The 21,208-nt window shown below is 71.2% G+C and carries 16 protein-coding genes; 4 read left to right on the top strand and 12 right to left on the bottom strand.

From position 1 onward, the window contains the following. Positions 1-77: 77 nt before the first annotated feature. The 6 genes from ACTWQI_RS09390 to ACTWQI_RS09365 all read right to left on the bottom strand — a co-directional run bounded on the left by ACTWQI_RS09390 (position 78) and on the right by ACTWQI_RS09365 (position 5,816). Complete coding sequence (locus ACTWQI_RS09390; protein WP_443269288.1) at positions 78-1,502, bottom strand: hypothetical protein; 1,425 nt, start codon at positions 1,500-1,502, stop codon at positions 78-80. 39 nt (positions 1,503-1,541) lie between these two features. Further along, on the bottom strand, positions 1,542-1,868 hold the full coding sequence (locus tag ACTWQI_RS09385) for a hypothetical protein (protein WP_443269287.1): 327 nt from the start codon (positions 1,866-1,868) through the stop codon (positions 1,542-1,544). Next, complete coding sequence (mycP, locus tag ACTWQI_RS09380) at positions 1,865-3,130, bottom strand: type VII secretion-associated serine protease mycosin (protein ID WP_443269286.1); 1,266 nt, start codon at positions 3,128-3,130, stop codon at positions 1,865-1,867. Before mycP ends, ACTWQI_RS09385 begins: the two co-directional genes overlap by 4 nt. 152 nt (positions 3,131-3,282) lie before the next feature. Then, on the bottom strand, positions 3,283-3,576 hold the full coding sequence (locus ACTWQI_RS09375) for a WXG100 family type VII secretion target (RefSeq protein WP_443269285.1): 294 nt from the start codon (positions 3,574-3,576) through the stop codon (positions 3,283-3,285). A 76-nt stretch (positions 3,577-3,652) separates the two neighbouring features. Beyond that, a complete protein-coding gene (locus tag ACTWQI_RS09370) occupies positions 3,653-3,973 on the bottom strand; it encodes a WXG100 family type VII secretion target (RefSeq protein WP_443269284.1) in 321 nt (106 codons plus the stop codon). Positions 3,974-4,193: 220 nt separating this feature from the next. Further along, positions 4,194-5,816: a type VII secretion protein EccB gene (locus ACTWQI_RS09365; protein ID WP_443269283.1), complete on the bottom strand. Its 1,623-nt coding sequence runs from the start codon at positions 5,814-5,816 to the stop codon at positions 4,194-4,196. Positions 5,817-6,156: 340 nt separating this feature from the next. On the opposite strand from ACTWQI_RS09365, the gene eccE reads away from it, so the two are divergent. The 3 genes from eccE to ACTWQI_RS09350 all read left to right on the top strand — a co-directional run bounded on the left by eccE (position 6,157) and on the right by ACTWQI_RS09350 (position 11,527). Further along, on the top strand, positions 6,157-7,368 hold the full coding sequence (eccE, locus tag ACTWQI_RS09360) for a type VII secretion protein EccE (RefSeq protein ID WP_443269282.1): 1,212 nt from the start codon (positions 6,157-6,159) through the stop codon (positions 7,366-7,368). Then, the gene (locus ACTWQI_RS09355; RefSeq protein ID WP_443269281.1) at positions 7,368-8,201 is read left to right on the top strand and encodes a hypothetical protein; all 834 of its coding nucleotides are present in this window, start codon (positions 7,368-7,370) and stop codon (positions 8,199-8,201) included. Before eccE ends, ACTWQI_RS09355 begins: the two co-directional genes overlap by 1 nt. Positions 8,202-8,545: 344 nt before the next feature. Next, positions 8,546-11,527, top strand: coding sequence for an SCO5717 family growth-regulating ATPase (locus ACTWQI_RS09350; protein WP_443269280.1), 2,982 nt, complete (start codon positions 8,546-8,548; stop codon positions 11,525-11,527). A gap of 89 nt (positions 11,528-11,616) precedes the next feature. On the opposite strand, the gene ACTWQI_RS09345 is transcribed toward ACTWQI_RS09350, so the two are convergent. The 3 genes from ACTWQI_RS09345 to ACTWQI_RS09335 all read right to left on the bottom strand — a co-directional run bounded on the left by ACTWQI_RS09345 (position 11,617) and on the right by ACTWQI_RS09335 (position 18,354). Next, entirely contained in the window at positions 11,617-12,567 is a 951-nt protein-coding gene (locus ACTWQI_RS09345; protein WP_443269279.1) for a bifunctional riboflavin kinase/FAD synthetase, read from the bottom strand. Positions 12,568-12,621: 54 nt separating this feature from the next. Then, on the bottom strand, positions 12,622-16,587 hold the full coding sequence (locus tag ACTWQI_RS09340; protein WP_443269278.1) for a trypsin-like peptidase domain-containing protein: 3,966 nt from the start codon (positions 16,585-16,587) through the stop codon (positions 12,622-12,624). A gap of 402 nt (positions 16,588-16,989) precedes the next feature. Continuing rightward, positions 16,990-18,354 (bottom strand): PP2C family protein-serine/threonine phosphatase, encoded by a 1,365-nt coding sequence (locus ACTWQI_RS09335; RefSeq protein WP_443269277.1) that lies wholly within the window; start codon positions 18,352-18,354, stop codon positions 16,990-16,992. Between the two features lie 245 nt (positions 18,355-18,599). Between ACTWQI_RS09335 and ACTWQI_RS09330 the strand changes: the two genes are divergently transcribed. Continuing rightward, complete coding sequence (locus ACTWQI_RS09330) at positions 18,600-19,178, top strand: Uma2 family endonuclease (RefSeq protein WP_443269276.1); 579 nt, start codon at positions 18,600-18,602, stop codon at positions 19,176-19,178. A gap of 77 nt (positions 19,179-19,255) precedes the next feature. Here the strand turns inward: ACTWQI_RS09330 and truB are convergent, their stop codons facing one another. The 3 genes from truB to ACTWQI_RS09315 all read right to left on the bottom strand — a co-directional run bounded on the left by truB (position 19,256) and on the right by ACTWQI_RS09315 (position 21,101). After that, positions 19,256-20,164, bottom strand: a complete 909-nt coding sequence (gene truB / locus ACTWQI_RS09325) for a tRNA pseudouridine(55) synthase TruB (RefSeq protein ID WP_443269275.1) — start codon at positions 20,162-20,164, stop codon at positions 19,256-19,258. Continuing rightward, a complete protein-coding gene (gene rbfA, locus ACTWQI_RS09320; protein ID WP_443269274.1) occupies positions 20,161-20,643 on the bottom strand; it encodes a 30S ribosome-binding factor RbfA in 483 nt (160 codons plus the stop codon). Before rbfA ends, truB begins: the two co-directional genes overlap by 4 nt. A gap of 161 nt (positions 20,644-20,804) precedes the next feature. Continuing rightward, the gene (locus ACTWQI_RS09315) at positions 20,805-21,101 is read right to left on the bottom strand and encodes a DUF503 domain-containing protein (RefSeq protein ID WP_443269273.1); all 297 of its coding nucleotides are present in this window, start codon (positions 21,099-21,101) and stop codon (positions 20,805-20,807) included. Between the last annotated feature and the right edge of the window lie 107 nt (positions 21,102-21,208).

The raw sequence follows: 21,208 nt of genomic DNA, 5'->3' as shown, positions 1-21,208 counted from the left end.
CTCCTCATACGAGGGGCCCGCAGCCCGAAGGCTGCGGGCCCCATGTCGTCTCCGCCGCCTAGTTCGCCAGCAGCTGCCTACTCGATGACCCGAGGAGCTACGTTACGCTCCGGCGTCCACGTCTCCTCATCTTCCACCAGGTAGTCGGGACGCTGTCCACGTCCCTTGTCCTCATTCGTGTTGGCACCGTGCGCGCCGGGCGCACCCATCATGCCTGGGCCGCGGCCAGTCCCGGGCTTGCCGGCCTGCGAACCGCCGCGACTCCGGTGCAAACCTGAGCCGCCCTGGCCACCTGCAGCCGACTTGCCCTGGGCAGCACCAACGATGCCGCCTCGCTGACGAGCAAGGCTGCTGCCGCGACCAGCTCCCTTGGCGCCGCCTGCGCCTGCTCCCGCACCGGCGCCGCCACCCATGCCAGGCATGCCGGCGCGCCCACTACGAGCGCCGGTACCGGCCCCGCCACGCGCAGGACCACCTGCCATCGCACCCGGCATGCCAGGCATTCCGACCGGTCCGCTTCCCGTTCCAGCGCCACCAGGGCCTCCGCCGACGGAGCCGCCCCCGAGCCCGCCACGGCCAAGGCCCGCGCCAGTGCCAAGCCCACTGGAGCCTCCCGAAAGGCCGTCGAGACCAGTCCCCACCTGAGGGCCAGTCGGCTTCGGTGATGTGCCGACGCCGCCGGTGATGCCATTCGGGCGCGGCGCAGTGACCGCGTTCGGCGAGGAGTAACCGGGACCTTTGGCAGTGGGCGTCGCGGTTGGAGCCACGGCCTTCGGCTTGCCAACCCCTGTGGGGACGGGAACCACCGGAGGGACGGAGGTGCTGTTGTCCGGCGGTGAAGGGTAAACCTCGTCGTCGATCTTCCCAGGGGGCGTCCCGATCGCCTTCGCGTTCGACCGGTACGACGCCCCCAGGTACTCCATCACCATGGCGCCCTGGAGCTGGCGCTCCTTGCCCTCTGAGAGCTCACCGGCGTTGCCGTTGAGGACGTCCTCCGTGCGCTTGCCCGCTGCGATCTCGGAGTTCGCCTTGCTGTCGTCACGGCCACCCTTGGCGCCGAGTGTGACGATCTTGAGGCCGTAGTTGCCGGCGGCGTCCGCAGCGCTGGCGGCGCCGCTGGGCTTCTCGATCGCGTCGAGCTGCTTCTTGTACTCGCGCAGACCCGCTGCGGCACCCCGCATGGCGTTCTCGACATTCTTCGCGTACGGAGCCGCGTTCGCGATGTTCGTGCTGATGAGCTTGGCGCGCTTGCGGAAGGCTTCGGCCGCGGCACCATTCCAGTGCTCGAGGACTTCCTCGACCGCGTCGTCGAACTCCTTCTTGAGGCCGCCGTCCGAGCCGCCCACCAAGCGCTCGTTGATCCACTTCCAGTTGTCGGCGACTGTTTCAACCTTGCCGGGATCGGCGCCGGCCACCATGGCCTTCAGCGTGTCCAGATCCATCAGGTTGAACTTGGTCGTGTGCGTCTCGCGGTAGCACATCGAAGGCTTAGGCTCAGTCATTTGTCATCCCCCATGTCACGTCGCTTCTCAGGGCCACCATCAATTCCCACCGGGGTTCAGCGCATTGCCAGCGTCGTACTCGCGATCCTCATAGGCACCACGCGTCTTGGAAGTCTTCTGTGCCAGATCGTCGACGAGGTCCTCGAGGTGCTTCAGGATTTCGTCCTCGATAAACGACTTCATGGTGTTGTGCGCCTGGCGCAGCTCGTTCTCCTCGCCGAAGTCCTTACCCAGGGCTCCTTCGGGCAAGTAGGTGCTGTGCGCGGACTTGCCCTTCGTCTCCGTCATGGCCCTGAGTACGCCGTTCAGTTTACGACCGACCGTGTCCAGCGCTTCAAGATCGACGAAGTACTCGTCCTTGCTCATGAATTACCCTCCCCGTGAGTTTCCAATGAAGTTTTGCGACGCCAGTCGCGGATGGCGACGCCGGAGCCCACGATCACGGCGACCGCGAGCAAACCTCCGGTGAGGACATAGAGCCCGTAGCGGGTGCGCCGCTCTGCGGGCGTTTCACCGAGGGTGAGTTTGGCCGGGTGGATGCTGTCGGCGCTCAAGCGTCCGGCCTGGTTCGTGTCCGCCGTGGGCGGGCCGGTGGGCTTGGTGTCCTCGCTCAGCGCTGCGACCGGGTCGACGACGCCCCAGCCGACGTTGTCGTCGCGTTCAAGGTTGACGCGCTCGGCAGTCTGCTGCATGTGCCAGGTGATCTCTTCGGCCGACCAGTCCTGGTGCTTGGCCTTGAGCAGGGCCGCCACGCCCGTGACGTAAGGCGCTGCGAAGCTGGTGCCCTGGTCCACGCAGTGGCCGCCCTTAGGGACGGTGGAGACCATGTCCACACCGGGCGCCGCGAGGTCGACGAAGGAGCCGGGCTGCGAGAAGGGGGCGCGCTCGTTGTTGCGGTCCGAGGCGGCAACGCCGAGGACTCCGTCGAACGCGGCAGGGTAGGTGGATTTCTCTTTGCCGCTCGCCCCGTTGTTTCCTGCCGATGCGACGATCAGGATGCCGGCTTTCTTGGCTCGCTCGACGGCCTGCTCGAGGCTGCTGCCGGGCGGCAGGCTCGCCGTGGCGCCCTGGGAGATATTGATGATGTCGACCTTTTGCGCGACGGCATGGTTGATCGCATCTACCAGGATGGAGACCTTGCCTCCGCCTTCCGCGTCATTCGACCGGATGGGAAGAACGGTCGCTTTGGGAGCGATTCCGACGAAGCCGGTGCCACTGGCCGGACGTGCGGCGATGATGCCGGCGACCTTGGTGCCATGGCCTACGGGGTCGTTGGTGCCGTCTCCCTTCTCGATGAAGTCCTTGCCTCCCTTGGCGACCGCGTCACTGAGCTGCGCGTTCACCTTGTTCACGCCACTGTCGATGACCGCGACCGTCACTCCGGCACCTTGATTGGTGCCTTCCCACATCTGATCCGTCAGCAGACGCTGCAGGGACCAGGGTGTGCCCTTGATCGCCTCCGACGGGAAGTGGCACTGGCCGTTGTTCAGTTGAACGCCGCCGTCGCCGTCGTCGGCGGCGGCCGGCTGGGCGGTGGCGCAGGACAGGCCGACGCAGAGGGCGGCCAGTACGCATGCGGCGTTACGCCGACGGCGTCCGGCTCGGTGTCCTACGACGCGGAATCCCACGGGTTTTTCTGCTCTCCATCGGTATGTGCGCACGCACAGGGATGCGTACGCACATGCATCGGTTCGATACGGAAATAAGGGCGAGCGCACCGTCACAGCGCGCCCGCCCCTCTCCTACTGTGCGAGCCGTGAGGCTGCCAGTGTTTCTGGGGTCACCCGCCCCAGATTCCAGCGTTCTTCGACTCCGTGGACTGGTAGTTCTGGGCGGCCTGGTCCAGGGCCTTGGCGATGGCCTCCAGGGTGGCGTGCAGCGAAGCGGCGCGCTTGTCCCACTCCGCCTGCTTCTGCCGGTAGCCCTCCTGCGCGGAGCCTTCCCAGCTCTGGGCGATCCGCTTGACGCCGGACTCGAGGTCGTCGAGCTGCTGCCTGATGTTGCTGGCGGTCCCGCGCACGTCAGAGGAGGCCTGCGAGATCGTCGCGAAATTGACGAGAATTGGGCCGGACATGGTCGTGTCTCCTCAGGGTTTGATGAGGTCGGATCGAATCAACGGCTCGGCTGCGTCGCGGAGCGACGCGGCCCCGTCATCCGAACGGCGAGGACTGAGCGCCGGCCTGCGACACGATCTGCTGCTGCTCCTCTTCGGAGGCCACGTAGTTCTTCGTGGTCGCGTCGATCGCGTCCTTGATGTCGCTCAGGACCTGGTTCAGCTTGGTCGCGTCCTCGTTCACCTGCGTCTGCATGGTGTTGAAGGCGTTCGCCGCCGCGCCCTTCCAGCCACCGGTGATCGTGTCGACCACGGTCTGCAGGCGCTTGATCTCGCCCTGGATCGAGCTGTTGACGGAGGAGATCTTGCCGCTGAACGCGACCATCTCCTCCTCGGTGGTAGTAAACCGACCAGCCATAAGTCAGCGTCCCCCATGAGACTCGCACGTCGTCCGCGCGGCGCTGGAGATGCGCCCGCACGGTCGGCATCGCCTGTTGATGCCTACTGTCACTTTAGCCATCCAGTCTGACATCCCCACAACGAGGGGAAGTCAGTTGTGACGGGTTCACAACATTCCCACAACTGTCCACCGTGGGACGCGGATTGGTCGCAAGCCCGCACCAATCCGAAGCTTACGGTCAGGAGCCCTGCGGCTGCCGAGCGGCCCCCGTGTTGAGAGACGGGCCTGCCGACAGCAGCTGGGACCACTCCTTCGGCACCAACGGGTAGGAGCTGATCTCCTGGTATCCCAGGCGGATCTGTGCCTGGTTCACGTCATTCTGGGCGTTCCCCGAGCTGTTTGCGCTGTCGTTGTTCGCCTGCACCGAGTAGCGCAGCCCAGTGTCCGTCAGCAGGAACAACGATCCGCTGTCCTTCGCCTCACCCGTCACCTGCCGGTAGAGCAGGCCGCTGCCCGGGGTCACGTATGCGCTGCTGGCGCCGCCCGCGATCGGTGCCGGGTAGTCCTTGCCCACCCACGTCGACATGTCCCGGTACTCGGTCGCAACGCCCGGGGCACCTTCCCTGTTGCCGCCGTGATAGACGCTGCAGACCACCTGGTTGCCCGTGTCCTCAGTGTTCGCCGGTTGAGTCACCTCGGTCGGCCAGGGCACCTTGACTCCTGGGCGCAGCTCCGCCAGGTACGGCTCGTCGTCAGCCACGACGCTGGCCGCGCCGAGCGGGATCACCTCTGGGTTCCGCCCTTGGTAGGCCACCCGGCCGACCGGTCCCTCTAGCAGCAGCTTCGCGACGAAGTCGGATACCTGCGCCACCCGGTCCTCGAGGACCACGTAGTGCGTTCCGTTGGCCTCCAACACCTTGCCGACGATGCGGTGTTCCTTATCCACTCCCGTTGTGGATGACGGGCCGCCCACGCCCTTCATCGGCGGAAGGAAGATCGGGAGCGGACTCTTGATCAGGGTGCCCATCCACTCCTGCGTGACCTTCTGCGGTTTCGCCAGATCTCCGAAGAGGATGGTGCGCAGCAGGCGGTCGTAGTAGGCCTTGTTGGCGCCGGGGATCGTCGCCTGACTCGACCCGCTCGCGGCGGTCGCATCGAGCAGGTGGGCGACGCCACGGTGGTCCACCAGGTACTGCTTGCCGTCAGGGTCCTCGACGTACATCGAGTGGCTGGCGTCCAGCTTCCCCTTCTTGGTGCTCGTCAGCTTCTTGCGGTGCTCGTCCTGGTTGCTCATGACGAAGACGGCCCGCTGTGACTTCGCGTCCTCGCTTTCGCCAGGCCGCTCGCACAGCGCCCAGGTCTTCTTCGTCCGCGCGACCTCCGCGCTGGGCAGCCGGTCAGGGGCGTACGGAATGCCCACCGTCACGCTGTGCTGCGGTGCGTCGGGACCGTCCAGGACCGACTCCTTGACCTTGACGACCTCGAAGTTGCCCGAGTCCTTCAACAGAAGCCTGGCGGAAGCGAGGTTGAGCACGGGGTGGAGCAGCCGCTTGTTCTTCGGGCAGGGCTGGTCGCCCTCGAGCTCTTCGCTGCAGAGAACGACGTAACGGGTCGTGGACTGGTCGCCGACGATCACCTTGACACCCGGCTCGTCCCATCCCTGGGGCGCGCTGGGCTTGAGGATGCCGCAGGCCCCGAACCCGACGAGTATCACCGTGCCCAGCACCACCGTCGGCAGGATCGTCCGCACCGGCCGCGGGGCGCTCTCCGTCGAACCGTTCGGCAGGGGCTTCAGGAACGAAGCCACGGTGCGCTTGCGCGCGAAGCTGTACGCGTTGAGCTCGTCCCGCCGTGTTGCCATTGCTGCCTTGACTCCCCGTCTGTCCGTTTTCTCAGAACCATCAGTGACCGCCCCCGGCGCTCACGCCGACGCACCCCTCTACTATGCCGTGTGATGATCGGGCCGTACCGTACGGGTGCCGAGTCTGGGACACCAACCAAGGCACCACCGGCGCGGCGATCGCCACGCCGAGGCGCCAACCAGTAGAGGAGCACACCGGGGGATGTCCAGCGCCACCAGGACCCGACGCCGCGATCAGCGGCAGCAGCAGCCTGTCCACCCAGGTAGCGGCGGACCAGCGGCAGGAGCACCCCGCGGTGCCCAAGGCGGTGCAGGCGCACCGAGGCGGCCCGTCGCGCCGGTGACGCCCCGTCTGCGGGCACAGAGCGGCAAGATCGCCGGTGTGCGCGTGCAGCAACTCGTGCTCGTCCAAATCGCGGCCGCGCTGGTGCTGGTGGGCCTCGTGACCCACCCGGTGGTGCTCGGTGCCGCCGGTGTCGTCGGCGCACTGCTCCTCATCGCCGCGGTCGGCCGCCGTCGCCGGATCCCGCTGCCGGACTGGATCTCCACCGTACGGGCCATGAAGCGCCGCAAGGCCGAAACGGCTGCCGTGCCGCCGACCATCGAGGCGACCTTCGCGCCGATCGTCGAGTGCGACCCGAGCCTGCGGACGTACGAGTACACGGACCGCGACCAGCGGGCGATCGGGTTCGTCAGCGACGGCACCTTCCTCACGGCGATCGTGCAGGTGGATGCGCAGGACGAGCCGCTGCGCCCGGCGTCCGGCAGTCGGCAGGTGCCGCTGCACCTGCTCCACTCGACGCTGGACATCGAGGACATCCACCTCGAGTCCGTGCAGTTCGTCCAGTACACCCAGCCGGCTCCCGCCCCTCACCTGCCCGAACAGGCCGTCGCCGCGCGTAGTTACGCTCCCCTCCAGGCGCAGACGCAGACCCCGGCGGTGCGGCTGACCTGGATCGCCCTGAAGCTCGATCCCGAGCTGTGCCCGGAGGCGGTCGAGGCGCGCGGGGGCGGAATCGAGGGCGCACAGCGGACCCTGCTGCGCGCCGCTGACCAACTCGTGAGCCGGCTCAACGGATACGGGCTGCGCGCGCATGTGCTCGAGGAGCGCGAGGTCGTCAGCGCACTCGGCGTCGCGGCGTGCGCCAACCCGCGGGCCAATGCCGCGCCTGGACGGGACGGCCGGACCACCAGGCGGACCCAGGAGACCACGCGCGCGTGGCGGTGCGACGACCGCTGGCACTCCTCGTACTGGATCCGCAGCTGGCCCCAGCTCGGGCCGGGCGCGGCCCCGTTGGCGGGCATCGCCCAGCTGCTGACCGGCTCGCGGGCCATGGCGAGCACCTTCGCTCTGACCGCGGTGCGAGGCAGCAGGAATGCGCGGGGAATGACCGGTTACGTACGGCTGTCGTCCCGCAGTGAGAACGAACTGACGGTGTCGCAGCGGGAGCTCGAGCGCCGTGCGGGTTCCGTGAAGGTGGGGCTCGTGCGGCTGGACCGTGAGCAACTGCCCGGTGTTCTGGCCACGCTGCCCCTCGGAGGAACCCGCTGATGTCCGCGCCCACCTATCCGCAGCGCGCCGACTGGAACAACCAGAACAGCTGGGGCGGCAACCGGCTCGGGCGGCCCTCGCATCTGCCGACCCCGGAACCGGAGGCACCGCAGCCGGCCCTTCCCCAGCAGCGTTTCCAACCCGGCTTCGGGCTGCGCGGCCCGCGGCGCAACCGGCACCTGCTGCCTCCGGACGTCCTCGACACTCTGACGCTTCCGGTGGCCGACGACGGGATCGTCATCGGTGTCGACCCGCAGAACCAGCCGGCGGTGCTGGGGCTCCTCCGGCCCAAGCCGCTGGACGTCATCGTGGTCGGCAGCATGTGGATCGCCCAGCTGCTCGCGCTGCGCACGGTCGCGGTGGGTGCGCGGGTCGCGGTGGAGTCCGCACGCCCCTACGCCTGGGCGCAGATGGCGCAGGCCGCGGGCGGCGGGCAGCAGTGCGTGTCGATCCACGAGGTCCGGCAGCTCGCGCCGCAGGGCCCTTCGGTCTCCAGCCCGGTCCTCGTCGTACGGGACGCCGGCGCGCAGCCGCCGCGCAACCAACTCGCGCCCAGCGCCTGGCAGTCGGTCATCACCCTGCTGCCCTTCCTGGGGCCGAAGGCACCCCGGCTGCTGGCCCGAGCGGACCTGCTGGGCCTGCAGCGGCTCTCGCCACAGGAGGCCGAAGTCGTCACGCGCATCATGGGACTGCCACGCCAGGTGGAGGCCGCGCTGCCGACCCTGAGCGACAACGCCATGCTGTGGTGCAACCGCCACCACCAGGAGTTCGTACTGACCCAGCCCACGGACTCCGAAACCGGGCTGCTGGGTGCGCCACGGCGGATGGACTGAGGCCACGGCGCATGGTCTGAGGGCGCGCGCCCCCGTGTGCCGCGACCGCGCGGACCGGGCCGAAAGGCGCAGCGCAGCGCTGTGACCGGCGCCGGGCCGTGAAGCGGTCCGGCGCCGGAGCAGGGCGCCGTGACCGGCGCCGTCAACGTGACAAGACCTCAGCTGCTGAACGGCCGCGTCAGTGATTAGGCTGTCCTATGAGCGGCAGGAGTACACGAGGGCAGCCACCACGGGGAGGGATCGTTGGTGACGCACGAGGTGGTGTACGGCCGCGCCCGCTATGACGAGTTGATCCGCCTGTATCCGGTCCTGCCGTTCAGGTGCGTGTCAGTGCAGGAGGCACAGTGAACAGCGATCGGAACGGTTTCCGTCCGGACAGCTCCCACCCCGACGACGATCAGAGCGAACTCGAGCTCACGGGCGAGTTCAAGCTCGACTTCGCCGCGCCTGACTGGTACGCGCAGAACAGCAACACCACGGGCGGTGGTGGCACAGGCAACACGGCGCCGACCCCTCCGCCACCGATCGGCAGCCCGCTGCCGGTGTCCGGACCGGGGTCGTACGGCGGTCCGGTGGGCGGTGGGCAACCGGCCGGCCCGCCGGTGGGCGGTGGGCAACCGGCCGGCCCGCCGGTGGGCGGTGGGCAACCGGCCGGCCCGCCGGTGGGTACGCCGCCGGAACAGACTGCGCCTTCGGCGGGCGGCCCCGCGACCGCCGGGGCCGGCGGCCCTCCCCCGCCTGCCTTCCCGATGCTCCGGCCGGTCGACAACGACGATGTGCCCGCCGCCGCGCCTGCACCGGCTCCTGCCCCGGTGCAGTCCACGACGCCTGCCCCGACGCCCTCCCCGTCGGCCGACACGGCTGCTGCCTCCGAGTCCGAAGGCTCGGAGTCGACTTCGGACGGCGGGGCTGCTCCCTCCGCGCCCCGGGTGCGCAGCGGCTCCGGGGTCGATCCTTCAGCGTCGCTCTGGGGTGACGACGCGGACTCGGAAGCGGAGTCGGAGCCGAGCACAGAGCCGGAGTCGGAGTCGGAGTCGGGCTCGAACTCCGAAGCGGCTCCGGACGCGACGGCGGCGGACGACGGCCCGGCGACGGACGACTCTCCGCCGGTGACGACCGAGCAGCCGGACGCCACCCCGTCTGCGTGGCCCTCCGGCCAGGCTGCCGGTGACGCGACCGCCGAGCCCGCCCCGGCGAACGCTCCGGCACCCGACGCGAACCAACAGAGCGCCAACCAGCCAGGCGTCAACCAGCAGGGGCCGTACCAGCCGTCGGCGACACCGGCTCCGCCGAGCCATGGCGCGCCGTGGAATGCCGGCGCTCCGCAGGGCGGGCAGCCGCCTGCCGCCGCACACGGTGCGCTTCCGCCGCTTCCGCCGAACTTCCAGCCCGCGGATCCGGCCCAGGTGCAGGCCGCCCAGGCACAGGGGGGTTACGGCTATCCCCAACACGCCGATCCTGCGCAGGCCCAGGCGCAGGCCCAGGCGCAGGCGCAGGCTCAGGCTCAGGCTCAGGCAGCGGCCCAAGGTGGTTACGGCGCACCCCAGCCGGGTGCCCAGGCCCCTCAGCCCGGTTGGCCCGGCGCCCAGGCCCCCGCCCCACAGCAGGAGGGCGCACCCGCCCCGCAAGCCAACCCGTACGCGACGCCGCCGCAGGGGACGCCGCCGCAGGGTCAGCCCCTGCCTCAGGCCGGCCCTCTGCCACCCCAGGCTCCCGGACCCGGCGCACCAGTCCAGCAACAGGGAGCAGGCCCGCAGGCGGCGCCGCAGTCCCCGAACGCGCCCGCGCAGCAAGCGGCGTACGGCTACCCGCAGCCCGGCGCCCCCACGCCGCAGGCAGGGGGTTACGGGTATCCGCAGGCTGGTCCCCAACAGCAGGGAGACCCGGCCCAGGCAGCGGACGCCGGACCCGCCCCCGCACAGCCCGTGACTCCGCGGACGGACGGCTGGTCACCCGGCCCCGGCCCGGGCCCCGGTCCTGGTCCCGGTCAGCAGCAGCGCTCTGCGCCCGGGGCGCCGTTGGGCTACGGCGCCTCCGTCGACCTGACCTCCGACCGGCTGATGCGCAATCAGCCCAAGAAGAAGAAGCCGGGCGCCAACATCGCCCAGCCGTCCCGGTTCAAGATCGGCGGCAAGAAGGAGGAGGCGGAGCGGCAGCGGAAGCTGGAGTTGATCCGTACTCCGGTGCTGTCCTGCTACCGGATCGCGGTGATCAGCCTCAAGGGCGGTGTCGGCAAGACCACGACCACCACTGCTCTCGGCGCGACGCTGGCGACCGAGCGCCAGGACAAGATCCTCGCAATCGACGCCAACCCGGACGCCGGTACGCTCGGCCGCCGGGTCCGCCGCGAGACCGGTGCGACGATCCGCGACCTGGTGCAGGCGATCCCGCGGCTGCACAGCTATATGGACATCCGCCGGTTCACCTCGCAGGCCCCCTCCGGCCTGGAGATCCTCGCCAACGACGTGGACCCGGCCGTGTCCACGACCTTCAACGACGAGGACTACCGGCGCGCCCTGGACGTGCTCGGCCGGCAGTACCCGATCATCCTCACCGACTCGGGCACCGGCCTGCTCTACAGCGCGATGCGCGGTGTGCTGGACCTCGCCCACCAGTTGATCATCATCTCCACGCCCTCCGTGGACGGTGCGAGCAGTGCCAGCACCACCCTCGACTGGCTGTCGGCGCACGGCTACGCCGATCTGGTGCAGCGCAGCATCACCGTCATCTCCGGAGTCCGTGAGACCGGGAAGATGATCAAGGTCGAGGACATCGTGGCCCACTTCGAGACGCGGTGCCGCGGCGTGGTCGTCGTGCCGTTCGACGAACACCTCGCCGCCGGCGCGGAGGTGGACCTCGACATGATGCGGCCGAGGACCCGCGAGGCGTACTTCAACCTCTCGGCCCTGGTCGCCGAGGACTTCATCCGCGTCCAGCAGGCCGAGGGGCTGTGGACCGGCGACGGGAACACCCAGCCGCCGCAGATGGCCCCGCCGCTGCCTGGCCAGCAGCAGGGGTACCCGCCCCAGCAGGGCGGCCACCCGCAACAGCCCGGACAGCCGTACGCCCAGCCGCAGGTCGACCCGCGGACCGGGCAGCCGCTGCCACCCCAGTACCCGCAGCCGGGCGCGCAGTGGCAGACCGGCCAGCCGGGTGCGCAGCCGCAGCAGGGCACGTTCCCACCCGGGTGGACTCAGCAGCCCCAGCAGGGCGAACAGCAGGGCCAGCAGGGCTCGTTCCCACCCGGCCAGGGCTGGCAGCAGCCCCAGCAGGACGAGCAGCCGCAGCAGCCCGGATACGGCTATCCGCCACCACAGCAGCAATAACCGGGCACGGATGCGAACGTCGGTCTTCGCCACCCACAACCAGGTGGTGCAGACCGACGTTTCGTATGTGGCTGCAGGCGCGGCCGCCCTCAGCGCTCGTGGGCCTCGATCAGCTCGCGCGAGCGCTTGACGTCGTCCGCGATCCCTTCCAGCAGTGCCTCGATCGACGCGAACTTCTGCTGGCCCCGCAAGTACGTGAGGAAGTCCACGGCCACGTGCATGCCGTAGAGCTCCAGTCCGACGCGGTCGATCGCGTACGCCTCGACGGTCCGCTCGGTGCCGTCGAACTGAGGGTTCGTGCCGACCGAGATCGCCGCGGGCATGGATTCGCCCTCGACCACCAGCCACCCCGCGTAGACGCCGTCCGCCGGGATCGCGGTGTGCGGCAGCGTCTCCACATTGGCGGTCGGGTAGCCGAGCTCACGGCCGCGCTGCGCGCCCCGCACCACCACGCCCTCGACGCGGTGCGGCCGCCCGAGGATCTCCATGGCGCCGGCCACGTCGCCCTCGGCGATCAGTCGCCGCGTCAGGGTCGAGGAGAACGGCTCGCCGCCGCCCGCCTCGCCGCGCACGAACAGATCGACGACCTCGACCTCGTAGTCGTACGTCCGCCCCAGCTCGGCGAGGAAGTCGACGTCGCCCGCCGCTCGGTGTCCAAAGCGGAAGTTGGGGCCCTCGACGACCGCCTTGGCATGCAACTTGTCCATCAGGACCTTCACCACGAAGTCCGCGGGCGAGAGCTTCGAGAACTCGGCGGTGAAGGGCAGGATCAGCATGGCGTCCACGCCCAGTTCCGCCATCAGCTCCGCGCGGCGGTGGTGGGGGGCGAGCAGCGGCGGGTGGCTGCCAGGGCGCACCACCTCGCTGGGGTGCGGGTCGAAGGTGACGACGACGGAGGGGATGCCCAGTTCACGCGCGCGTGCCACGGCACGGCCGATGATCAGCTGGTGCCCGCGGTGCACCCCGTCGTACGAGCCGATGGTGACGACACTGCGCCCCCACCCCTCGGGGATGTCCTCCAAGCCACGCCAGCGCTGCACTGTGACCGCTCCTCGCCGAACCCGTGTACGTGATGCCCGTCGGATGACGCAGGTCTAAGACTGCCATGCCGGGTGCCTGCCACTCGCATCGGCATCGGAGACTTCGGGGACATCGCAGACATCCGAGTCATCTGGGGCGACGGAGTCCGCCGGGAGTCCGGAAGCCTCGCCCCGCGGGCGGCGAGGTGCCCGCGGGGCGTCGGGTGGTATGTCGAGCATCCGCAGGGCGCTGGGACCGACGATCGCGGCCCACTCCCGGGGCGCGGACTCCAGCCACCTGCGCACCTGCCGCGCGAAGCCCGGCAGCCGGCGCGCGAGCTCCACCAGGCGACGGTCGAAACAGGCCGCGCCCTCCGGCGTGCGCACCAGCAGGAGCCCCGTCCGGTGGACCAGTTCACGGGTGTGCGCTTCGTGGCGCAGGGCCGCCCCGTGGGCGGCCGCCCGGAGCAGGGCCTCGAGTACGGACGGGTCGTCCCTGCCCTGCCGCCCGTACTGCTCGTGCTCCAGCAGCACCTCCAGCAGCTCCTGGCGCAGCGGTCGCGAGATGCGCGTGCCGGGGGCGGCCAGGACGGGTGCGAGGGCCCGGCGCACCTGTGGCGGCTGCTCGCGCAGGAGGCCGGCGACCAGGGGAAAGAGGACGGAGCGGGCGGAGGGCCCGTGCTCCAGCCGCCGGTCCACGTACGCGGCGGCGTGCTGGGCACCGTCCGGGTGCCGCTCCACGTAGTCGCGCACCAGGGCGGCGGCGCGACGGGCCAGAGCCGGGGTGGTCACGTCGGCGAGCGTCCGCAGCACCTCGCCCGCGCCGCCCGTCCCGGTCGGCTTCCCCCGCCCCGGCTCGCCCTCCGGCGCGTGCAGCCGCGCCTGGAATGCGGCGAGCACCGGCTCCGGGTGGGTGGGGAGCGCGACTGCGAGGGCACTGGGCGGCAGGTGGGGGTCCTGAGCGGCGAACCGCGCGACGGCATGCGGCAGGTGCCGGTGCCTGCTCTCGGGGTCGCGTACGAGGAGGGCCAGGGCGGCGCCGTGCAGGGAGCAGTCGGCGGGGCGGTCGAGGAGGGCGAGGGCGGCGTATCGCAGCAGCTCGCGGTCCGCGTCCGTGCGGACGTGCGGCGCGGTCCGCAGGGCGAGGGAGGCGGCGGCGACGTGCCGTTCGGTGCGGCGGTCGTGGGCCCAGCGGTCCACGGCGCGACAGAGGGCGGACGTCTCGTCCTCGGCGAGGTCGACGAGGAGCTCGTCGGCGCGCGGGTGGGCGGCCGCGACGAGCGCCTCGGTGAGGTCGTCCACGGCCCGCTGCCGGTGCGTGTGGAGCAGTGCCTGAGCGGCGGCCGCCACGGTGGGGCGCAGGCCCGGGTCGCCGTCCGGCGCGGTCTGCAGGGGCCGGTCGTCGGTGAACCATCGGCACAGCAGCGGCTGTACGGTCTCGGGTTCGGCACGCAGCAGGTCACCGGCGGCGTCGATGAAGCGCGGGCGGGCGGCGTCTTGTGCGGGCGGGCTGTCGGCCGGCAGCAGCAGCCGCAGCAGGTCGAGCCGGTCGGCCGTATCGAGCGGCAGTCGCATCCAGAACCACGGGAGGAATCCTTCGAGGCCCGCCGGATCGATGCCCCCGGCGCAGACGGAGCGCTCGGCGATCCGCTCGGCGAGGAACCGCAGCACGCCGAGATACGGGCGGATGTCGGGCACCCGGAGCAGGGTCTCGCGGAGCAGTCGGGCCGCCCACCAGGCGGCGTCGCCCGCGTCGGAAGCGGCGGGGATCGCGGTGGCCGAGGAGTCCGCTGCATCGGAGCCCGCCCGCTCGCCCTCCGTGCCGCTCGCGAGCACGTTGTCCCGTCGGCCGTGGGTCGGCGCGTCCTGAAGCCCGCCTTCGGCGCCCCGGCGTGCCGCGAGGGCGTCCACCGCGTGCGCCAGATCCTTGAGCCGGCAGGCCAGCTCCTCAGGGCCCGACCTGCGCTCGAGGAGGAGCAAGGCTTGGAGTACGGGGCCGAGCCGGTAGCGGGGCGCTGAGCCGGAGTCGGAGGGCGTGGGCTCACCCCGCTCACGCCCCTCACCTGGGCCCGGCTTCGATGTCGCCGGCCCCCCGCCGTCACGTCCGCGGGTCCGTCCGCGAGCCGGCGGCTCGGCAGCATCCTGGCCGTCCCCGCGCGAGGCGGGGCCGACCGGCGGGCCGACGGGTGCGTCCGTCTCGGCGGCCTCGTACCAGCGGTGCACCAGCGCATGCAGGGCTGCGTCGAGATCGAGGTGCGCGCCCTGGATCCAGTCGGCGCACTCCTCGTGGGCGAAGCGGTACCCGTCCCCGGACGGGACGATCAGCCCTTCCGTGAGCACCGCGGAGGCCCAGCCCGTACGCCAAGGGAAGAGTTCCTCGAAGGTCTGCCGGTCCAGCTCGCCCTGTCCGGTGCCCAGGCACCGGCGGGCGGCTTCGTGCACCCGGCCCGCGACCCGGGCCGCCAGGCGGCGTACGGCCGTGGCACGCGGCGGCCGGTCCGCGGCCGCAAGCCGTACGGCGATCCGCAGGCACATCAGGTCCAGATGCGCGGCGAAGATCTCGGCTCTGCCGGGACGCCCGCCGGCCTCGGGGCCTTCCGGCATCGCGGCGTGCACCTCCGCGAGCAGGCGCAGGGCCAGCGGGTGTGCGGCGTCCTGCTCCTCGAGCGCGCCGTCGGGGATCTCGTACCGCGCGCGGGCGCGTTCCGCCTCGCCCGGGGTCAGGTCGCCCAGCCGTACGCAGTCCTCCTCCCCCGCCGGGTCGGGCCGGTGCCGCATCGAGGCCGGGAACATCCCTGCGACCCGCTCCCAGTGCTCGGGGCGGCAGGCCACGATGAGCCGGGCTCCGGCGTCTTCGAGCCAGTCCGTCGTCTCCGCCGTCCACGCCGGGAGCCGCTCCGCGAGCGCCTGGGGCATCTCCTCGGCCGCGTCGAGGAGGACCAGCAGCGGACGTCCGGCGTCCCGCGCGAGACCGGCGATCCGATCCGGGGTGACGATGTCCCCGTCCTCGCCCGGCAGGGCTCCCACGAACCCCGTCCCCTCGGCCGACGCGGCCACGACGCGGGCCGCCGCCTGCAGCACCCGCTCCACGGCGTCCGCGACGCCGCAGTCGCCGGGCTTCAGATCGGCGCCGCACAGCCACACCGTCGGGGCCGGCTCGGCGCCCCGCGCGCGACGGGCCGCGAGCGCTCGCAGTTCGGTCGTGCGCCCCACGCCCGGTTCGCCGACCAGCGCCAGCACGCGCGCGTGCACCGGATCGGACGAGCGCAGGAACGCGTCGAACTCGGCGGCTGTCGCGGGCCGTTCGACCGGCTCGGGAGACGTACGGGGACCGTCGGCCCGTCCCACGGAGGTGGCCGTCAGCTGGAGCGCACCGGCGAGGTTGAGCGCCCGCCCGTACGCGGGCACGGTCGCGGCGTTCCGGGCCAGCAGCTCGGCGAGCGGACCGCCGGGCTCCGCGGCCGCGGCCGCACCGGGCGGGACCGCGAAGGCGGCCGCACGGTGGTCGGCGTGCAGGGCGGTCCCGATGACGGCGAGTACGGCCCCGGTCTCGGCGTCCAGCACGGGGCCACCGGTGGCGCGCCCACCGAGCCGCAGGGCCTCGCCGTCGGCTCTGTCGGCCACGTCGATCGCCAACTCCAGGGCTTCGCCCAGCAGATGGAAGCGATCGGTCGCGGTGTACGTGACGGCGTCCGCGACCGCGGAGACCCGTGCGTCGAGCCAGCCACGGGCCCGCAGCCGGACGCGGGTGCCGGGGGCTGCCGCGTCCGCGGGGGCGACGGCCAGCGGCGGCACGCCGAGGTCCTCGGTCCGTACCAGCGCCAGGTCGGACTCGGGCAGGGCGGTGATGGCGTCGGCCTCGACGAGACAGACCCGCCCACCGGGCGCGTGCAGGACGAGACGTGCCAGACCGTCGACGGCTTCGTGGCTGGTGAGCAAGGTGCCGAGATCGTCGGCGAGGAAGCCGGTGCCGCGGGGGCGGCCCGCGAGATCGCAGATGCGGACCAGTGCCGCTGCCGCGTCGGCCGTACGAACCGCCATGCGCCGAACCTCCCCGCCCGGGCTCGAATTCAGCAGCCCTGCTCATCGACGGTAGGCACGCAATGATCAGCAGAAAAGATCGCCCCGCGAACGCGCCCCCTTCTACTCCCGCGGATCACTCCGCGCGCCTGCCTGATGGGGTGAATCGGCGGGTGGGAGTGGATAAACAGGGGGTGAGGGGGATCGTGGAGCGTGGAACGCGGGACATGTCCGTTCCTCGCTCCACGATGAGGCCCGCCAGCCCCGGGCGCCCGCTGCCGGGCGCCCGGGGCCCCGGCCGGCTCCAACTGAGAGGGAACCCCGGCCTTCGGGCCGGGGTTCCGTCCTCACCCACCCCGGCAGGGAGCAGCGCCGCCTGGGTGCGCTACTGAGCTTGGCCGAGCCCACCGGACCCGGGACACCTCAAGGCGGGACGCTGAGGGCGAGCAGGGCGACGTCGTCGCTCGGGCCGAAGGGGAAGGCGGACAGCAGGGAGACGAGGTTGTCCATGAGCGCGGGGGCCCGAACCGCCGCATCGGAGGCATGGCTGCGCGCGAGGTGAGCGGTCAGCGCGTCGTCCCCGAATCGGGTGCCGTCGCGGGCACGGGCTTCGGTGAGCCCGTCGGTGTACAGCAGCAGCGCCTCGCCGGGGGCGAGGCGGAACCTCGCGGTGGTGAGGGCGACCTCGGGTATGACGCCGATGACCGTCCCCCCAGCCGGAGGGACCGGCTTCGCGTGCTCCAGGGTGCCGAACCCGTCCGGCTGCAGGTGGTAGGCCGGGGGGTGACCGCCGGTGGCCACGGTGACCGTGAAGCCGCCTGCCGGATCCGGGTCCAGCGTGCCGAAGACGACCGTGCAGAAGCGGCTTCCGTCATCTGGTTCCAGCAGGAGAGCCGCGTTGAGCATCTCCAAGGCGGCTTGTGGGTCGGGGTTGTGCCATGCGGCGGCCCGCAGGGTGTAGCGGACCAGGGAGGTCAGCGCTGCGGCATGCGCCCCCTTGCCACACACGTCGCCGAGAAAGAAGGCCCACCGATCGCCGCCGAGGGAGAACACGTCGTAGAAGTCGCCGCCGACGTCACGGGCCGAGGCGGGGGAATAGTGACAGGCCAGTTCCAGCCCCGGCACGGGCGGCAGCGCGGGCGGGAGCAGCTTTCGCTGCAGCGTGGACGCGAAGTCGGCGAGCTCCGCGCGATTCCGCTCGGCCTGCTGCCGGGCGGCGCGCTCGACGGCGAGCAGTTCCCGCTCGGCGCGCAGCGCGCGCATCGCCGACAGCCGGAGTTCCAGCTCGTTGAGCACGATCGCGGCCAGGTCGGTGAGGGTCGCGATGTCGGCCGCTGTGAGCTGCCTCGGCTTGCAGTCCAGGATGTTGACGGTGCCGAGGCGGTGGCCCTCGGCGGTGGTGATGGGCGCACCGGCGTAGAAGCGGATCTGCGTCGGACCCGTCACGAGCGGGTGCGCGTGCGCGACGGGATCGGTGAGGGTGTCGGGGACGACCAGAGCCTCGTCGGCGAGGATCGCCGTGGCGCACATGCCCGGCTCCCGGCTGACCTGGGTCATCCCGTTCAGGCCGTGGCCGGCCTTGAACCAGATCCGGTCGGTGTCCACGATCGTCACGGTCGCCACGGGCACGTCGAACAGGCGGGCCGCCAACGCCGCAATCCTGTCGAACGCCCGGTCCGGCGGGGTGTCCAGGATGTCGTAGTGGCGGACCGCCTCCATCCGCGCGGCCTCGGCCGCCGGGCTCAGCGGCTCCCGGCGGGGCGCAGCATCGCGTTCTCCTGCTGCCATGGGTCTATGCCTCCTGACCCTCAGGGACCACCCTCGGCATCGGCCGAAGGCGGCGGCCTCCCTGCAGCCTACGTCGCCGTCGCAGGCGTGCGAGCGGATCATTCGCTCGGACTCGCGGCCCGGGGCTCGTGGCCCGAGCGGGCCACATCACGCCTCACAGGCGATCAGAGCTGCTGAGGACGGCTCCGCATAGCGGACAACGGGCGCCGGACCGGGTCACACTGAGGGAAACAGCCCGGAAGGAGGTGACCGTAACCGTGAGTGTCGCCTACGAGCACCACGCCGGGCCGTGGACGTTGGATGAGGTTCTCGCACTGCCCGAGGCCAAACGCACCCGGATCGAGCTGGTGGGGGGCGCACTGATGGTGAGCCCGGCCGTCGGAGTCGCATACCAGCGGGCAGCGCGTCGGCTGGCCCGCCTGCTGGGCCAGGCCGCCGAGGACGCCCAGGCACCCGTGTCGGTCCTGGAGGCCGCCAACATCGTCGTGCCGGACGGCCTGCTGATCCCGGACATCGCGATCGTGGAGATCAAGGGCCCGACGGCGATGGGCCCGACCGTCGGTCCGGAGGACGTCCTGGCCGTGATCGAGATCGCGTCGCTGTCGACCCGGGTCACCGACTGCAAGCTCAAACCCGTGATGTACGCCGCGGCGGAAATCCCGAACCTTTGGCGGGTGGAGCTGGAGCCGGCGCCGAGGATCTACGTGGGCGAGCTGCAGCCCGGTGGGTACCTCGACGTCCGGGTCGCGCAGGCCGGGCACTGGACGCCGATCGAGCGCCCGTTCCCGATCGAGATCGACCCCGGATCTCTCGTCCGCGGCTGACAGGTCCCCGGCTCCCGCCGACGCCACGGCGCAGAGGGCCACCGGCGGGGAGGGGACGGGTGGCGCTGGGGAGGGGTCTACGCGAAGACCGCCAGGCTCTTCGCCTTCCCCTGCGACTCCTCCACCAGCGCCAGGAAACCCCCGTCCGGCCCGAACACCCCGATCGGCCCCGCAACGTCCAGCCCGGGTGCGTCCAGCCGTACGCCGTGCGACAGCAGCTTGGCCTGCCTCTCGTCCACGTCCCAGCGCGGGAACGCGGCAGCCGCCGCCTCCGCGATCGGCATGACGGTGAGGGACTCCTGCAGCTGCTCCAGCGTGTGCGCCGCATCCAGCCCGTACGGCCCGACGCGCGTCCGCCGCAGCGCCGTCAGATGACCCCCGGTGCCCAGATCCGCCCCGAGGTCGCGGGCGAGTGCGCGGATGTACGTGCCCGAGGAGCAGACGACGGTGACCGCCACATCGAGCACCGGAGTGCCGTCGTCGGCCACGGCCTGCCGTACCTCGTGCACGTCGAAGGACGACACGGTCACCGGCCGGGCCGCCAGCTCGACGTCCTCGCCCTCCCGCACGCGCTTGTACGAGCGCTTGCCGTCGATCTTGATGGCGCTCACCTTGGCGGGCACCTGCCGGATGTCGCCGGTCAGCTTGCGGACCCCCGCGTCAATGGCCTCCCGCGCCACGCCCGAGGCACCGGCGGACTCCGTGACCTCGCCCTCCGCGTCGTCCGTGACCGTCGTCTGACCGAGCCGGATCGTCGCGACGTACTCCTTCTCGGTCAGCGCCAGATGCCCCAGCAGCCGGGTGGCCCGCTCGACCCCGAGGACGAGCACACCGGTCGCCATCGGGTCGAGGGTGCCCGCGTGTCCGACCCGCCGGGTACGGGCGATCCCGCGCATCTTCGCGACGACGTCGTGCGACGTGAAGCCGGACGGCTTGTCGACGATGATCAACCCGTCCGGCCCCGTGCCCCTGCCCTTGCGCGTCATTCGGAGGTTTCGTCCTCGTGCCGGGATCCGTGCTCGGGCTCGTCGCCGGCCTCGTCCTCCTCGCCCGGCTTGCGGTACGGGTCCGCGTCGCCGGCGTACCGGGCGCCGGTGGACGCCTCCCGCACCTGCGCGTCCTTCGTCCGCGCCTGGTCCAGCAGGTCGTCGATGATCCGGGCGGTCTCCGGCAGGGCGTCGGGCACGAACGTCAGGGTCGGCGTGAACCGCACGCCGGTCTGGCGCCCGACCTCGGACCGCAGGATCCCCTTGGCGCTCTCCAGGGCCGCGGCCGAGGCCGCACGCTCCGCGTCGTCCCCGTAGACCGTGTAGAAGACCGTGGCCTCCCGCAGGTCACCGGTGACCCTGGCGTCGGTGATGGTCACGAACCCCAGACGGGGGTCCTTGATGCGCCGATCCAGGGTCTCCGCGACCACGACCTGGATGCGGTCCGCCAGCTTGCGGGCCCGCGCGTTGTCGGCCACTGGTCCGTCTCCTTCTTCTCTTCCATCATGATGCTGGTTCAGCGCCACGTGATCGCGCTCGATCACTCCTGATCGCGTGATCGTGCTTGATCGGCAACGCATGAGCGAGCTGTGCGCTGGAGCGACACATGCGTGTCGCTCGCTCGGCGACAGCGACGGGATCAGTCGTCGTGGTCGCCGTGGAACCGCCGCCGTACCGACAGCAGCTCCACTTCCGGACGGGCGGCGACGAAGCGCTCGCAGCGGTCCAGTACGTCAGTGAGGTGCCCCGTGTCCCCGGACACGACCGCCAAGCCGATCCTGGCCCTTCGGTAGAGGTCCTGGTCGCCGACCTCCGCCACGCTCACCGCGTACTTGCGCTGGAGCTCGGCGATGATCGGGCGGACGACGGAGCGTTTCTCCTTCAACGACCGCACGTCGCCGAGGAGGACGTCGAAGGACAGCGTCCCTACGTACATGTGAAACCAGGTCAAGCCACCTGTGAGGCCTCGTCCGTAAGCCCCGCCGTACCGGCAGGGACAGGCAGAACCGTACACGCAACGGCCGGGGCCGATCGACGGAAATT

The sequence above is a fragment of the Streptomyces sp. KR80 genome (genome assembly GCF_052245555.1).
Classification (GTDB): Bacteria; Actinomycetota; Actinomycetes; order Streptomycetales; family Streptomycetaceae; genus Streptomyces.
Note: the sequence above shows the minus strand (reverse complement) of the source record. Positions and strands in the feature narration are given on the sequence as shown.